The organism is Acinetobacter sp. YH12152, assembly GCF_013418285.1.
Taxonomy (GTDB): domain Bacteria; phylum Pseudomonadota; class Gammaproteobacteria; order Pseudomonadales; family Moraxellaceae; genus Acinetobacter; species Acinetobacter amyesii.
The window spans coordinates 94532-110143 of sequence record NZ_VPCH01000004.1 but is presented as its reverse complement, the minus strand read 5'-3'; the positions used below and the strand labels follow the sequence as shown (position 1 = coordinate 110143).

17 protein-coding genes are annotated in these 15612 nt (G+C 40.9%); 8 read left to right on the top strand and 9 right to left on the bottom strand.

Translation table 11 applies throughout. The features are described 5' to 3' along the window. Positions 1–291: 291 nt before the first annotated feature. The 3 genes from FTU83_RS02820 to FTU83_RS02810 are packed head-to-tail and all read right to left on the bottom strand — an operon-like array spanning position 292 to position 3129. Positions 292–1368, bottom strand: a complete 1077-nt coding sequence (locus FTU83_RS02820; RefSeq protein ID WP_180105589.1) for a DUF6670 family protein — start codon at positions 1366–1368, stop codon at positions 292–294. A 37-nt stretch (positions 1369–1405) separates the two neighbouring features. After that, complete coding sequence (gene pssA, locus FTU83_RS02815) at positions 1406–2230, bottom strand: CDP-diacylglycerol--serine O-phosphatidyltransferase (protein ID WP_078189231.1); 825 nt, start codon at positions 2228–2230, stop codon at positions 1406–1408. A gap of 41 nt (positions 2231–2271) precedes the next feature. Continuing rightward, entirely contained in the window at positions 2272–3129 is an 858-nt protein-coding gene (locus FTU83_RS02810; RefSeq protein WP_078189232.1) for a 23S rRNA (adenine(2030)-N(6))-methyltransferase RlmJ, read from the bottom strand. A gap of 114 nt (positions 3130–3243) precedes the next feature. On the opposite strand from FTU83_RS02810, the gene FTU83_RS02805 reads away from it, so the two are divergent. Further along, positions 3244–3846: a 2OG-Fe(II) oxygenase gene (locus FTU83_RS02805; RefSeq protein WP_180059188.1), complete on the top strand. Its 603-nt coding sequence runs from the start codon at positions 3244–3246 to the stop codon at positions 3844–3846. Positions 3847–3917: 71 nt separating this feature from the next. Beyond that, positions 3918–4445, top strand: a complete 528-nt coding sequence (locus FTU83_RS02800) for a hypothetical protein (RefSeq protein ID WP_180008394.1) — start codon at positions 3918–3920, stop codon at positions 4443–4445. A gap of 51 nt (positions 4446–4496) precedes the next feature. On the opposite strand, the gene FTU83_RS02795 is transcribed toward FTU83_RS02800, so the two are convergent. From FTU83_RS02795 to FTU83_RS02775, 5 genes are all read right to left on the bottom strand, one after another. Continuing rightward, positions 4497–4754 (bottom strand): DUF2789 family protein, encoded by a 258-nt coding sequence (locus tag FTU83_RS02795; protein WP_078189234.1) that lies wholly within the window; start codon positions 4752–4754, stop codon positions 4497–4499. A gap of 105 nt (positions 4755–4859) precedes the next feature. Next, positions 4860–5120, bottom strand: coding sequence for a DUF2789 family protein (locus FTU83_RS02790; RefSeq protein ID WP_180003486.1), 261 nt, complete (start codon positions 5118–5120; stop codon positions 4860–4862). 187 nt (positions 5121–5307) lie between these two features. After that, complete coding sequence (locus FTU83_RS02785; RefSeq protein ID WP_111885948.1) at positions 5308–6294, bottom strand: malate dehydrogenase; 987 nt, start codon at positions 6292–6294, stop codon at positions 5308–5310. 170 nt (positions 6295–6464) lie between these two features. Further along, entirely contained in the window at positions 6465–7121 is a 657-nt protein-coding gene (locus tag FTU83_RS02780; protein WP_180089602.1) for a ribonuclease I, read from the bottom strand. Between the two features lie 51 nt (positions 7122–7172). Continuing rightward, positions 7173–9149, bottom strand: coding sequence for a lytic transglycosylase domain-containing protein (locus FTU83_RS02775; RefSeq protein ID WP_180105590.1), 1977 nt, complete (start codon positions 9147–9149; stop codon positions 7173–7175). 307 nt (positions 9150–9456) lie between these two features. Between FTU83_RS02775 and miaB the strand changes: the two genes are divergently transcribed. The 4 genes from miaB to FTU83_RS02755 all read left to right on the top strand — a co-directional run bounded on the left by miaB (position 9457) and on the right by FTU83_RS02755 (position 12889). Then, entirely contained in the window at positions 9457–10914 is a 1458-nt protein-coding gene (gene miaB / locus FTU83_RS02770) for a tRNA (N6-isopentenyl adenosine(37)-C2)-methylthiotransferase MiaB (protein ID WP_180105591.1), read from the top strand. A gap of 38 nt (positions 10915–10952) precedes the next feature. Continuing rightward, on the top strand, positions 10953–12044 hold the full coding sequence (locus FTU83_RS02765; RefSeq protein ID WP_111885944.1) for a PhoH family protein: 1092 nt from the start codon (positions 10953–10955) through the stop codon (positions 12042–12044). 9 nt (positions 12045–12053) lie between these two features. Next, entirely contained in the window at positions 12054–12536 is a 483-nt protein-coding gene (ybeY, locus tag FTU83_RS02760; protein ID WP_078192431.1) for an rRNA maturation RNase YbeY, read from the top strand. 62 nt (positions 12537–12598) lie between these two features. Next, complete coding sequence (locus tag FTU83_RS02755; RefSeq protein WP_111885943.1) at positions 12599–12889, top strand: antibiotic biosynthesis monooxygenase; 291 nt, start codon at positions 12599–12601, stop codon at positions 12887–12889. Here the strand turns inward: FTU83_RS02755 and FTU83_RS02750 are convergent, their stop codons facing one another. Further along, positions 12890–13747, bottom strand: a complete 858-nt coding sequence (locus tag FTU83_RS02750) for an energy transducer TonB (protein WP_213032932.1) — start codon at positions 13745–13747, stop codon at positions 12890–12892. It abuts the gene before it with no gap. Positions 13748–14005: 258 nt separating this feature from the next. Here FTU83_RS02750 and FTU83_RS02745 point away from each other — a divergent pair, with 258 nt between their 5' ends. Next, positions 14006–14689: a hypothetical protein gene (locus FTU83_RS02745; protein ID WP_180003480.1), complete on the top strand. Its 684-nt coding sequence runs from the start codon at positions 14006–14008 to the stop codon at positions 14687–14689. 157 nt (positions 14690–14846) lie between these two features. Further along, on the top strand, positions 14847–15560 hold the full coding sequence (locus FTU83_RS02740; protein ID WP_078192434.1) for a DUF3108 domain-containing protein: 714 nt from the start codon (positions 14847–14849) through the stop codon (positions 15558–15560). Positions 15561–15612 lie beyond the last annotated feature (52 nt).

The following is a 15612-nucleotide window of genomic DNA, read 5'->3' as shown; positions in this document are numbered from 1 at the left end:
CATAATCTCTTAATGATCTTCTTGTTGGTTCGTCACCAGCAAGCTAGGTCGGCTATATTACTCTTTATTTCTAAAGAGTCAACCGGTAATTCAAATTATTTTTAAACTTATCAAATAAAACCCAACTTAATCAATTCAACCAAGTCATTGTTTTATCAGAAGTTTTAATCTTCATCACCGCCGATGGATGTGCATTCTACAGCATTTCACATCCGTTGCAACACCCTTTTCCATTTATTTTTAATTTTTCATTACGTTTGTTTATTTATTCTACTAAATCAAATTTTTTTACTATTTTTTGAGCATAAAAGGGACAATATTTCCATATTTATCCGTTAATTTATCTTTTTCATTCTTTTCTTGCCATTTTAAAGCTCGACAATCGACATATTCACAGTAGCCACCTTCCCCACACTCGATTTCGTCGTTGATTTTGATTTGATAGTTAAAGCTTCCTGCATAGCCTGCGCCGAGTCCAAATTTAAAATCCCCACGACTCTGTGCTTGTACATGTATTTTCAGTTTGTCATTTTGGTAAATCCATTCAAATTCACGTGGCAAATACATTTTTTGCAAATTTGGGGTTTTAACTACAGGATAAACGCGCATGACTTTAAAGAACACGGCTTGGTCTGCCATGAACACTTGCTGCTGATTTAAATCTCTTAGATATAAACGTGAACTCAAAATATTGTTATAGCGGTCTCGCGTTTGCATAAAGATGATTTGACGCTTTCGGCTCAGGTTGATCACCTGATGGGTATAAAACGCCAAAGGTAAATATGGAAACTTGCGTATTTGTGCATAAGACAAAACCGCCAACTGATTTACATCATACATCTGGCCCTGAAATTTGATTTGCCCTTCACATTGGCACATCACCGACCAATATTCAGCAAGACCTAATCTTAATTTTATTAAACAAGAAGAAATATCGGTTGTTTGCACAGACAAATCTAAACTGAGTTCAGTATCTTCTCGATGGATTTGAAATACCGCACCATCCCAACCAATCAGTTCTTTATCTCTAAATTTAAAGACGGTCTCACTCAGACTACAGTCGTCTTTGATGGAATATGATTGTAATTGCCCAACCATATGACCACTCACACTGGTCATTACTGTGGCCGTATTGAGTTCGTCTTGTTGAATGGACGCAGGATTTTGAAAAGCGGGAATCTGAGGCTGCCCGAGCCAACTCATAAAGTTAAGATAATGTAAGGGCGCAGGAAGATTCGGTAGACAAAGTCCATAATGGACTGAAGGATATGGCGTATTCGGCGCATGTAAATTTATTTTTTTATGTTGCATATCTGGAGCTTGATTCAATCGTCTTGATTGATCCAAGAAATCTTGAAATATCTGCATATCAAGCTCCTTTTCATTTTTTATTTCATGCTTTAACTCATGCTTCTGCCTTTTTTGCCATTAAGGTTGTGACAAAGCCAGACAATGCATAAATTACTGAAATAATTAAAATACCCATTGGAATATTATACGTTACAGCAGCTAAAACAAAGACTATGATTGGTAACACCGCAAATGGAACACGGCGACGATCCACCGTTTTAAATGAATAGTATTTTACATTTGAGATCATCAATAGACCCACTGCAATAATCACTACCGCATTAAAAATCTGAATACCTGTTTCGCGTAAGTCGAAGACCGCAGGGATGTCCATGCCTACCCATACCAATGAAATAATCATAACGGCTGCGAGTGGACTTGCAACACCAATAAAGTAACGTTTATCGACGACCCCAATTTGTACGTTAAAACGTGCCAAACGGAAGGCTGCACATGCGGTGTAAACAAAACATGCTGCCAGGCCAATACGGCCTAAGTCATTTAGACTCCAGCTATACATTAAAATGGCAGGTGCAACACCAAATGCTAGCAAGTCTGATAAGGAGTCAAACTGCTCACCAAATGGACTTTGTGCGCCGATAGCACGTGCGACACGTCCATCCAAACCATCAAATAATGCTGCAAGAAAAATAGCATAAATGGCTTGTTGAAATTCACCATTCATACTGGCAATTATTGAATAAAAGCCGGATAACAACGCTGCGGTTGTAATCAAGTTTGGCCACAGATAGATCCCACGACGTTTCACTTTATGCCCTTCATGGGTGTGCTCCTCTTCTTCAACTTCAAATGTAATGCCATCAAATGCATTTTCATCCTTTGAAGAAATTTCCCGCTCAGGTTTATTTGTATTTGTCATTGTTCTATCCTAACTGTGACCTTTCTTTTTCAAGTTTAAAATTATTCGCCAACTAACCAACGTACGGCTGCATGACCACCATTTTCATTCATACGAAGATGTGGGAACAACCATTGTAATGCTTCGTCCGCATCTTCAGAGAATTTCCAAGGTGGATTAATCACCAATAAACCACAACCATTTAGACCAACTGGAGTATCATCTGGCCATACGCAAATTTCGCAAACCAACTGACGACGAATGCCGGTTTTGTACATTTTCTTTTCAAAACGTTCAATCATCGCGCGGTCTTTAATTGGATACCATACCGCAAAAACACCTGTCGGCCATTTTTTATAAGCAGCCACCAACAATTCTACAAGCTGTGGAAAATCTTTACGTTCTAATTCGTAAGGCGGGTCAATCATCACCAAACCACGTTTTTCTTTTGGTGGAATTACACCCAGTAAACCTTCGTAAGCATCACGCTCATGCAAGCCTGCACGTTTATCAAAAATATTGTGGCGCAATTGTTGGAATACATCACGCTGCATTTCAAAAATCGTGGCTTTATCAGTTTCACGCATGCCTTCAAGTGCAAACCATGGAGAACCTGGATAGGCGCCCTTACCAAAGTTTTCACGCATTTTTTCAACAACTTTTAAATATTGTTGAACACCTTCAGGTGCATTGCGTTTAATAGAATCATCGAGCTTAACTAAACGATGAATACCATTTAAAAACTCACCTGATTTCTGCGCTTCAGAGGTCGAAAGATCATATTTACCCGCACCACCATGTGTATCTACATAGCGATAAGGTTTATCTTTTGCATTCAGTCGACTTAATAACTGAAGCAGCAAAACGTGCTTCATCACGTCGGCAAAGTTGCCTGCATGGAAATGGTGACGGTAATTCATGTTTCTTTAATTCCTGATATCAACGGACATTTTAGCATGAAAAATAGTTTCATTCCGATGCTATTCTTGCTCTAGAATACGTCACCTTTTTTTCCACAACTTTATGGATCGTATATGGAAACAGCCTTTCTCCCAAAGTCTTGGCCGGTTGATCAAATCCTCGATGATTTAGATCAACACGGGTTTAGTATTATTGATGATGCTTATCCTGCTGAATATATACATGCACTTGTTGAAGAATGTATGTCAAATTTAAATAAATTTAGGGATGCAGCCGTACAAAATGGGGTCATCAGTAAAATTAGAAGTGATCATATTTTATGGATTAACGACACATTAGATGTCGCACAAGAACACGTTCAAGCCTTAGAACATTTATCAGAACAATTTAATCGCGCATTTTTTTCTGGCATTCACGAAGTCGAAGCACATTTTGCCTGTTATAACGCAGGTGAATTTTATGCCCTGCATAAAGATAATCCTCAAGGTAAAAATGGACGTGTCATTTCAGCGGTTTATTATTTGCATGAACATTGGCAAGCCGACTGGGGCGGTGAATTGCGCTTACAAGATAAGAATGATGTTTGGCATATTTTAGAACCTAAACCGAATCGCATTGCTTTATTCCAAAGTGACCTGTTACACGAGGTACTCGAAGCCAAACATCAACGTTTATCGATTACGGCTTGGCTGCGTAATGACAACACGATGTGGTAATTCAAGATTCATCCTTTAAATCCCTTAAATTATCCTCATATATGAGTCATTCATAGATGAGGATGTACCCGATGCGTCAAAACAGTCAACAAATCATTCAGCGTATTGGCGAAACTGATCAATTATTTCTACAAGGCAACAGCCCTGAACTTGCCCTTGAGCGTGCTGACTTACGACTGCAATTGGTTGGCTTAAGCAAGAACCATCAAGAACAAGTATATTTTCTGCAAGAAGCCATTGTTCTGCTTGAACAAAGCCGGATTGAATTTGAAGAAATGCCGATAGAGCTATACATCAATCTGTCTGTGCATTTAGCCAAAGCTTATATGGTATTTTTTGAAATCACCCAAGAGCAGCGCTATGCCCTGATTACCCAGCAGATTATGAAACCGATGTCCAAAGCTGAGCATGGCGACATCTACTTCTACTTGGCCTATGCCTCTGCGGTAAAACAGGAACCTGCGTTAACCCGCCACTGGTTAAATAAATACTGCAAATCTCAAGAATTCAAACTCACAACTTTACTTGAGCATCCTGCATTTAATCCTTATCGCCAAGAAGACTGGTTTGCAGAATTACGCCAAAGCAAACTGCACTAAATAAAAAAACACCTCCGAAGAGGTGTTTTTTTATTTGTGGAGAAATGAAATCTATGCCGGCTGCAGCTTATATGCATCCATATGTAACTGTTGATTCAGCTCATCAATCCAAATAGCCCAATCATCATCTTGTACTAAATGACTGATTAGAAAATCACGCTGCGCTTTATTCCAAAACGGCGCATCATGTAAATTTTCACTTGCAGCAAGCTGATGCGTACGCACATATAACTCGATCGCTGCTGGACTGCTGGCTAACCCCAATTGAGAAAACAATAACGCTAAGGATGGTTTATTTTGATTGAGCATCTTGCCCTCCTTATCAACTAATCTGTCATTTATTATTTAATTAACTTATATGATGCCGATAAAAAAACCTAGCGTTAAAACTAGGTTTGTTGTTTCAAATTGTATTTAGATTTTGCATGATCCGGAAAGCTTATGTTCTGTATGCAATTGTTCATTTAAAATATCGACCACTATGGCCCAGTCATCATCTTTTTTCCAATGACTGATAATAAAGTCACGCTGTGACTTCGTCCAAAATGGCGCTTCATGCAATGGAACATCCATGGTGATTTGATGCGTTTCGATAAATTGATCGATGCCTTCCGGAGTTGCATCCAACCCCAATTGTTCAAAAAATAGTTCCAACGTCGGTTGTTGATCAAACATTGCCGTTCTCCTCAAGCCAATAACATTTCTCCCATCTTTATAGTTATCTGTTTATTTGACTTTGTCAGTTGCAACAGCATCTCAACGTGTTATTTTTTGTTCAAAACTTAAGCGTGATATTTTTCGCAGGCCATAAAAAAGCACCCCAAATGGAGTGCCTTTTTATAATTTAATTTAAAAAATTAAATTATTTAACCATGTCAGCAACTGCTGCACGTTCTTCTTCAAGCTCGTTTAGAGTGAAGTTGATACGCTCACGGCTGAATTCGTCGATTTCAAGACCTTGAACGATTTTGTACTCGCCATTTTCACAAGTTACAGGGAAACCGAACATTACACCTTCAGGAATACCGTAAGAACCGTCAGAAGGAATACCCATAGTTACCCATTCGCCGTTTGTGCCAAGCGCCCAATCACGCATATGGTCGATTGCAGCGTTTGCAGCAGAAGCAGCAGAAGAAAGACCACGTGCTTCGATGATCGCAGCACCACGTTTACCAACAGTTGGAAGGAACACGTCTTTGTTCCAAGCAGCATCGTTGATTTTGTCTTTTAAGCTTTCGCCGTTTACATTTGCAAAACGGTAGTCCGCATACATTGTTGGAGAGTGGTTACCCCAAACAGTCATGTTTTTGATGTCAGAAACTGCAACACCCGCTTTTTGAGCAAGTTGAGTTAACGCACGGTTGTGGTCAAGACGTAACATTGCTGTGAAGTTTTTCGCTGGAAGATCTGGAGCAGATTTCATTGCGATGTAAGCGTTAGTGTTTGCAGGGTTACCTACAACAAGAACTTTAACGTCACGGCTAGCAACTTCGTTAAGTGCTTGGCCTTGACCGATGAAGATTTCACCGTTTACTTTAAGAAGGTCAGCACGTTCCATACCAGGACCACGTGGACGTGAACCTACAAGAAGAGCGTAGTCAGCATCTTTGAATGCAACTTTAGGATCATCAGTACCGATCATACCTTCTAAAAGAGGGAATGCGCAGTCATCAAGTTCCATCATTACGCCTTTAAGCGCTTGTTGAGCTTTCTCAACTGGAATTTCTAATAATTGAAGGATAACTGGTTGGTCTTTACCCAACATTTCACCGCTTGCGATACGGAATAATAAGCTATAACCGATTTGACCAGCTGCGCCAGTAACGGCAACACGAACTGCTTGCTTCATGTAATTATCTCCAATTGAGGAAGGTCATAATGATTAAATAGCTGTTCTATCTAATCTTAATAATCATAAACGGCAAAGATTGTACTCCAATCTTTTGACGCTTGCATGTAAAAGAGAATGCTTTTCAACAAAAGTATGATAGGAAATATAAATAAAATGCTGAAAAAAGCTTAGAAAGAACCTTTAATTATGAAAGTTGCAGGACAATTTCCGACGATAGTCGTAGGGCAACTTTTATACTGACCATTGTTTTTATAGCAAATTTTAATCTCAGTCAGCAGGCTACCACCACGGGTTTGCATACAGTTAAATTCAATACTTTGTGATACCAATCCGCTGTTCATACGCAACATTTTATTACGCAAGACATTGGCTTGAATGGATTGGGTTTCTTGACTGGTCAATTCATCTGGAATTTTTAGCTTATCTGCATGATTAATAATGGTTCTGAAATACTGGCTGGCATTCATTGGCACACAGCCGCCGGTATTGTGCCAAAGCGCCACGCGAGCATTTTCATCAGGCATAATCCGTGCAACCACTTTGGCTTGCAGCGGAGAAAGTTTAGCGGAACTATTGGTGGTGCAATCACGGGTAGAAGTTTCTGGATATAGACCCGTGATATTGAGTGAATACCCTTCCAGACATTTACGTTTTTTACTTTTTAATGGGTCATAAGCGCAAACAGCAGGCACCATTTGCACATCCATCACGTACCCTTTTACAACTGGTGCTGCCGAAAGCATAGACATACCAAAGCCTACACCACTGCCGATGAGCAGTGATGTCAGTATTCGATAAGCAAGTCTAATGTCCATTTTCGGCATTCATCATTTACCCATATTGCGCCTAAAAACAGGCGCATCTTGCTTTAAAATTTATTGCGCATTCCGTAATGGAATCATTTGCATTCTTTTTTCAATCGATTGTGGCCCCTGACCTAATAAAAGGCCGTAATGGGTTGCATTGGTCATCACATGTTTTACATAGTCTCGAGTTTCCGTTAATGGAATCGATTCCGTATATTGATCCGCTGCAATGGCTTGATATTCAGGCTGCCAGCGTCGAGCACGATTTGGACCGGCATTGTAACCTGCAGTCGCTAAGACTGGACTATTACTCAATTGACGTTGAATCGTCGATAAATAGAAAGTGCCATAACGAATATTGGTATTCATATCCGTTAATGCAGCGGGGTTATAACTCTCCCCCATCTGACGAGCCACCAATTTTGCGGTGTCTGGCATGATTTGCATTAAACCACCGGCACCGACATGTGAACGTGCGCTAGTGACAAACCGACTTTCTTGACGCATCAAACCATAAGCCCATGCAGGGTCAATGCCAGCATTACGACTATGACTCACCACATAATTTTGATGTGGCATGGCATAACGTAAAGCATAATTGTGCTGTTTAGTGGTTCGATCTGCCGCATAAATCGCCCGATCATACCACCCCATATCGGTTGCACGTTTAGCTGCGGCAAGAATCATGCCATCATCATGCTTTAAATAGGCTTGACGCACCGCCCAGTTCCATTCACGGTTAATATAGCTGTCAGATGCATTAATATTGCGCAATGCAAAGGCACGACGGAAGTGAATATCCTGACTGAGACGCTGCGCATCTTGTGACGAAGGCTGCACATTTGACGGAATATTGTTATAAGACTGACCAATTTTGTCACGTGCTAACAAATTATGGTAATCATCGCCAACGGCAAGCTTGCGATAAATTTCTTTTGCCGCACGTTTAGATGAGGCATCTCCACGTTGTTCAGATGCTCGTGCTAACCAATATTGCCAACGGTCTTCTTGCTTTTGCGAAACGCCCATCGCATCAATTGCACGAATGACACTTTCCCATGCGCCAAAACGAATGGCTTGTCGCGCATAAATCTCGGCTTCTTCTGCACTAAAAGGCAGTCCATAACTCAAATCAAGATAATTTAGAACTTCACGGTTGAAATTATTTTTCATTACCGTTGTACCACCGATATACCCGACACTACGGTATAGGGCTTTTTGTACATCGGCTGGTGTGCCTTCTGCTGCACGTTTCACCGAAGAAATCGCGCCATTTAAGTCGCTATCGGCCAAGCGACCCATCGCATAAATCAGGTATGCATGATCTTCAGCTGTGGCTTTGGGTGCAGACCATAAATAATTCAGTGGATTGGCTTGAATGGTGTTGAGTTGTGACAAATTAATATTTACGCCAATGGTTTGCGCAGTCGCAATCGCTTGTCCTGACTGACCCGCTCTTAACTGTCCCCACATCCGTTGATGGCGGTCATCTTGAGTCATTAAAGGACTCGACAGCATCATACGGCCCAAGCCCGTACACGAGTCAGGTTGTGAGTTTGTGGTCAACCATACATCTTTAAATTCTGCGTAGACCAGAGGGTCGCCCGACTTTGCGCGGACTTGAGCCATGGCACATGTTTCAGCACGGTCAGCATTAGTCACATATTGCAAGACAGGCTGTGCTGTAGCGAAATCAGCTTGTTTGACTTTTTCTTCAACATAATCTGCGGCTAATTTTTCTGCCATTGCCGAATTTGGATAGCGCTGTGCAAAATTAATAATGGCACTTGCTGGCTGTGAAGCCAAATTGTTATTCAGTAACCAATATTCTGGATAATAGCCCAAAACGTCATTTTGCATGGATGATTGGTATTGTTGTAATAAACTAATATTGCCTGCATTCGCAGCACGTAAAGCATCGTTAAACTGCTCATCTGCGGCTTGGACAAACGCAGAAATTCCGGAGAGCCCGACACTCAAAGCAAGTAATTTAGCGTAATTTTTCTGTTTAAAATTATGTTTTAACATCCACTTGCCTTCTTTCATGTCATTCTGCTCAGTTACAGCACATCGAACTTTGTTTAGGAATTAGTTTAATAATTCTAAACTCTGCATTGTGTTCTGTTATGTAACCTTATGATTAGCCAATATTAATTTTCAAACATTTTTGCTTCATAAATCAATATGGCAGAGTTGTAATTTTAGGCTGTAAGTTTCTAGTGAATTACTGCTAAAATATTGCTCATTCTTAAAATCCCCTTTTTGACCTCCGCAGCTGCACAATTCAATTGATTGAATTGTCTGTCAGCCACGTATGGTTATTGATTTTCATAAAATTCCTTTAGGAGCCTACATGGCGGTTCAAACCTTCATCCCGAATAGTGCCCAAGCTGCCCCAGATAACACTGTTACCCAGCCACAGCACACCCCAGCTCAAGATGGAGCAGTGAAAAAACTGTACATCGAAACGCAAGGGTGTCAGATGAATGAGTATGACAGTCAACGTATGGGCGACCTTTTAGGTGATTCTCACGGCTATGTGCTGACAAGCGATCCAAAAGAAGCGGATATTCTCCTGATGAATACCTGCTCTATCCGTGAAAAAGCACAAGAAAAAGTATTTTCTGAGTTAGGCCGCTGGCGCAAGCTGAAAGAAAAAAATCCTGACTTGGTGATTGGTGTTGGTGGCTGTGTTGCCTCTCAGGAAGGTGACAACATTCAAAAACGCGCACCGTATGTAGATATGGTGTTTGGTCCGCAAACCTTACACCGTTTACCACAAATGCTCGATCAGCATACTGAGCAAGTGGTCAAACCAAAAAAAGAAAAAATTCAGTTGGTGGATATTTCATTCCCTGACATTGAAAAATTCGACTTTTTGCCGGAACCGCGTGTAGAAGGTTTTAAAGCCTTTGTCTCGATTATGGAAGGCTGCTCAAAATACTGTTCTTTCTGTGTGGTTCCTTACACACGTGGAGAAGAAGTATCACGTCCACTGGATGATGTATTGGCTGAAATTGCCACTTTAGCTGAAAAAGGCGTACGTGAAATTTCATTACTCGGCCAAAACGTGAATGGCTACCGTGGTGAAACTTTTGAAGGGGAAATCTGTACCTTTGCAGACTTATTACGTTTAGTTGCTGAGATTCCAGGGATTGGTCGTATTCGTTACACCACATCGCACCCGCTTGAATTTAACGATGACTTGATTCAATGCTACCGTGACTTACCGCAAATGGTTTCTCACTTGCATCTACCGGTTCAAAGTGGTTCGAATGACGTTCTACAAGCCATGAAACGTAACCACACGATTGATGTATATATCGATAAAATTGCTAAATTACGTCAAGTTCGCCCTGATATGCATTTATCTAGTGACTTTATTATTGGCTTCCCGGGTGAGACTGACGAAAACTTCGAAGAAACTTATCAATTTATCCAAGATATGGACTTCGATCATTCATACAGTTTCATCTACTCAAAACGTCCGGGTACTCCTGCCTCAGAACTTGAAGACACAACCCCTGAAGATGTGAAAAAAGAACGTCTTGCAAAAGTTCAACAATGGATTAAACAATCCAGTATCGATAAAACTGATGCAATGCTTGGGACCATTCAACGTGTCTTGATTGAGTCTGTTTCAGACAAAGATCCGAACTTGCTGATTGGTACTGCAGACAATACACGTTTGGTTAGCTTTATCGGTGATCCTGCATGGGTTGGGCGTTTTGCAGAGATTGAAGTGACCGATATTAAAACTTTGAAGTTTGTTTACGGTGAACTCTTGAATCTTGAGCCTGACGTGGCGTAATGTAAGCTTAATCGTCAGACCAATTTAAAGGAATTCTCTTGACTGCAGCGATTCGACGTACTGTAACTTTTGCTGGTATTCCACTTGACCGTTTACAAAGCATGCTCGGTGCCTATAACGGTCATCTCAAACAAATTGAACAACGTTTAGATGTCAAAATTTCTCATCGCGCAGATGCTTTTTTTGTCGATGGGGAAATCGATGCGGTAGAGAGAGCCGAAAGTCTCCTTCACCGTCTTTATGAAGAGTCCGAAACCAATCCACAGATTAGTGCGGACATTTTACACATGATGATTCAAGGCAGTCAGACTGACCGCGAAATTCAGGAAGATTTTTCTGAAAATGAGCATACCGGTTTAGACAATGTTTATCTACAAACCCGTAAAGGTCGAATCAATCCACGTGGTGCCAATCAAAAACGCTATGTACAGCGTATTTTACAAAGCGATATTTCATTTGGTATCGGCCCAGCGGGTACAGGTAAAACTTATCTCGCGGTCGCCGCTGCTGTAGATATGCTAGAACGTAATGAAATTCAGCGTATTTTATTGGTTCGCCCTGCGGTTGAAGCAGGTGAAAAACTGGGTTTTTTACCCGGTGATTTGAGCCAAAAAATTGACCCTTACTTACGTCCTCTCTACGACGCTTTGTATGAAATGCTGGGTTTTGAAAAAGTCGCAAAACTGATTGAACGTCAAGTGATTGAAGTTGCACCACTCGCCTACATGCGTGGTCGTACCTTAAATCATTCTTTTGTGATTTTAGATGAAGCACAGAACACTACCCCTGAACAAATGAAAATGTTCCTCACCCGTTTAGGTTTTGGTTCTCGTGCAGTAATCACTGGCGACATTACACAGGTCGATTTACCTCGTGGTCAACAATCTGGTTTGGCACATGCCTTACGTGTGATTGAAAAAATCAAAGAAATTCATATTACTCGCTTCCACTCTCGTGACGTGGTACGTCATCAATTGGTTCAAAAAATTGTTGAAGCCTATGAGGGATGGGACAGCGAACAACATCGCCTCACGGCTGAACAACGTGCAGAACGTAAAGCACGTCAGGAAGCCTTGGTGGCGGACAATGATGCTAAAGCTGATGGGCAGCATCAAGACGAAAACATTTAAGGATTCATTTTGAAACTTAATCTCTCCTTGCAGCAAAATTTTCAGTCACCTGAATTGGTGGTGAAACGTGCGCATATCAAAAAAGTCGTGGAAACGGCTTTACGTCATATCGATACACAAAGTGATTGTGAGATCGGTATTGCATGTGTGGACAATGACGAAAGCCACAAATTGAACTTGGAATATCGTGGTAAAGACAAACCGACTAATGTGTTGTCTTTTCCGAGCGATCTCCCCGATGAAATGGCTGCAGTTTTAGACTCATTTCCGATTGGCGACTTGGTGATTTGTATTCCTGTGGTTCTTCGTGAAGCACAAGAACAAAGCAAAGCACCCCTGACCCACTTTACGCATATGCTGGTACACGGTACGTTACACCTCATGGGTTACGACCATGAAACCTCTGATGAAGATGCTGAAGAAATGGAAGCTTTGGAGATCGAGATTTTAGCCAAATTGGGGTTTGATAACCCTTATCTGGAAAGAGATTAAGAACCCAAAAAGCGAGCTACGGCTCGCTTTTTTAACATTATAAAAACCAAGGAAGGAAAGATATGCAATATGTCGTGATTTTTAAAGCACGCATTCGTACGCTTGATGAGCTGTATTTTTCGACTGCACAGCAGCTTAGAGACAAAGCCTTGACACACTTTAACTGTCAACATTTTGAAGCGCTGACAGAGGGTGAGCATGAAATCGCCCTTTCCTACTGGAATACATTAGAAGACATTCGAGCTTGGCAACAAGATGCACAACATCTGGTCGCGCAGCAATTGGGGAAAAACCAATGGTATGCGAGTTTTAGCGTCGAAATCTGCGAAGTTTTGCGACGCAATCACAACTGATTAACGCACCTCAAACTCTGCTTCTGCAGGATCAAAGCGCCAAGTACGCACAATACGAAGTTCTGAGATGTCTTTCATTTTGGCATCAAACAAACCAAAAGGTGCCGCCTTACGCACAGAGGTTTTTGCAGCTTCATCCAATAAACTTGAACCTGAACTTTCGATCAAACGAATGGCACGAATCCCGCCATTACTGTTCAAAATAACCATTAAACGTACTTCACCGCGTAGCTGTTGCTGTTTTGCCGCTTCAGGATAATAACGGTTGCCATAAAACTCGACTTTTTCGCGGAATTTTTCCATATAGGCCGCAGAAACATCTTGCTTGGCTTGAATACCATCAATGGTTTTAATTTTTTGCTGACGGCTAAAGTTTTGCTGACGTTGTAAATATTGGGCTTCGATACTCGCCACCATCGCAGCCTTGGCCTGAAACTGACTATTCAACTCCTCAACGGCTTTTTTGCGACTGTTTTCTTCAGCTTGTTTTTGCCAACTCAAAGTTGTCATCAACACTTTATCTTCAAAGCTGAGTTCTTTCTTTTGTTGCAGTTGTTCTAAAGCTTCACTTTTTTGCTCACCGGCTTTTTGTTCGATCATCGGTGCAGGCATGTCACTCGACATACGATGTGACTCACGGAATGTCCCAGAGCCCTGCTGATCGGCTTGTGCTAAAAAGTCTGCATGTTCAATTTTTTCCGTCGTAGAACGTAAAGAAACTGCAATTTCTTTGGTGTTATAATCCGCCTCTTGGGGCATGGAAAATTGCATGGTTAAAAAAGCCAAATGCAACACAGCAGCAAACGCCAATGCAGTTGCAAATATGGGATCTTTCCACCACTCTTTCATCAAGGGCATGAACGTTATTTTTTTCAGCATCACATTAAACCGACAATTTGCCGCATTCCCCAAACTACTTAAAACAGTATAAAATAAAACTCGTATTCATTTTTTGATGAAAACGAGAAATCCATCAACACATCGATAATGCACAATTAAAATCATGAAAATGGTGCAATTTATTTTGCTAAACTGCAAGATCAAAACCTTGTGTTTTTATAGAAATCGACAAGATAAACATCGTTAAAAAACATAATTTGTCAGGATGCACTTCTTATGCAAACGCTAGTTTCCAATATCGCTAAACGTATACGCCAAGTGTACCAAAAAGCTGAAGGATTTATTGAAGATGAGCGTGAATTCCCAATGTCTCAAGTGTTTTTAAATGCGACATTTCAGCGCTTTGTGACCGATAATGTGAAAATGCTCAAAGACTTGCATGCTGACCTTCATGACGACTGGCTCAGACTGTATGCCACATTGGATTATAACGGGCTGATCATAACACTCTCTGTTGATTTAAAACTGGTACAGATGGAACTCAACAAACAAACCCAATTGATCGTATTTGAACAAATTAGTGATACACAAGTGATTGAAGCGAAGTATCCAAATGTTCTGTATAAGATGGGCGTGCGCATGGCGTTATGGTTCTATCAAAAAGTACTCAACCAAGATCCATTGGGTATGATTTTGGAAAAGCTCAATGTGATCAAAGTTAAAGATGATTTACTGTATTTAGACCTGAATCGCTGGCTCGGTAAAAGTCGATCGATTATCGACACATTGGGCAAAGTCCATGTCAACCATGCTGTTTTACGTGAGGCCGAATTGGTGGTGATTGGTAATGTTAATTTAACCGCATTGTTCACCAAGATGTCGCAAGAACGGATAGAAGACTGGGATGACTCAAATTTAAAAGACAATGAAGTCACGCCAATTAAGCAAAAGGAAAGCTAGACTTATCCTGTACTTAGATATCTTGAGCCTATAAAACGCTACACAACATATACATTAGGCACGGATTTGCGACGAGATTCTCCACAATCCAGCCGCATAATAAACATATCAGGTGGTTTAGCCCACCGCACTTCTATTGAATAGGAAAACCATACTTATGGCACATTCAGTTTTGAAAAATTTAGGTCTTGTTGCTGGGGTATCGACTACACTGCTTTTGACTGGTTTCTCAAGTCAGTCATTTGCCATGAGTCCATTCCAAGCCAACTACCAATTTAACTACAACGGCAAAAACTTGGGTTCTGCAACACGTACCCTAAAACAATCTGGGAATAACTGGACGTATGTTTTCGCAGCAAAAGCTGGTGCGATGGCCTCTGCAACTGAAACCAGTCGTTTTAGTTTAAATGGCAGCCAAATTCACTCGAACAGCTTTAGCCGCAGCAGCAAAATTTTGGTGCACAACAACACCATGAATATTAATTTTAATGCTGGCGCAAAAACCATTAACACCAAAAAAGATGACAAAGCACGTTCATTTGCGTGGAAATCAGGTGTGTTAGATGAACTGAATGCCGAATTGCAAATTCGTGAAGATTTAAAAAATGGTGGTTTGAAATCGAATTACTATATTGCCGATGCCAAAGAGGTTGAAGCTCGTAAGTTCGTGAAGCAAGGCACTGAAAAAGTGAAAACCACTTATGGAACTTTTGACACCGTGAAAGTCGTGATGCGTCATGACAAACCAGGCCGCCAAACGACTTTCTGGTTAGCACCAAAACTAGATTATCTACCTGTGAAAGTATCGCATCAAGACAACAAAACCTCATATGGTCTGCTTTTGACAGGCTATAAAGGTGCAACAAATTAATTGATTTGATCAATTTCGCTTGCATTTTTCTCGGTGCTTTTTAAAATACGCT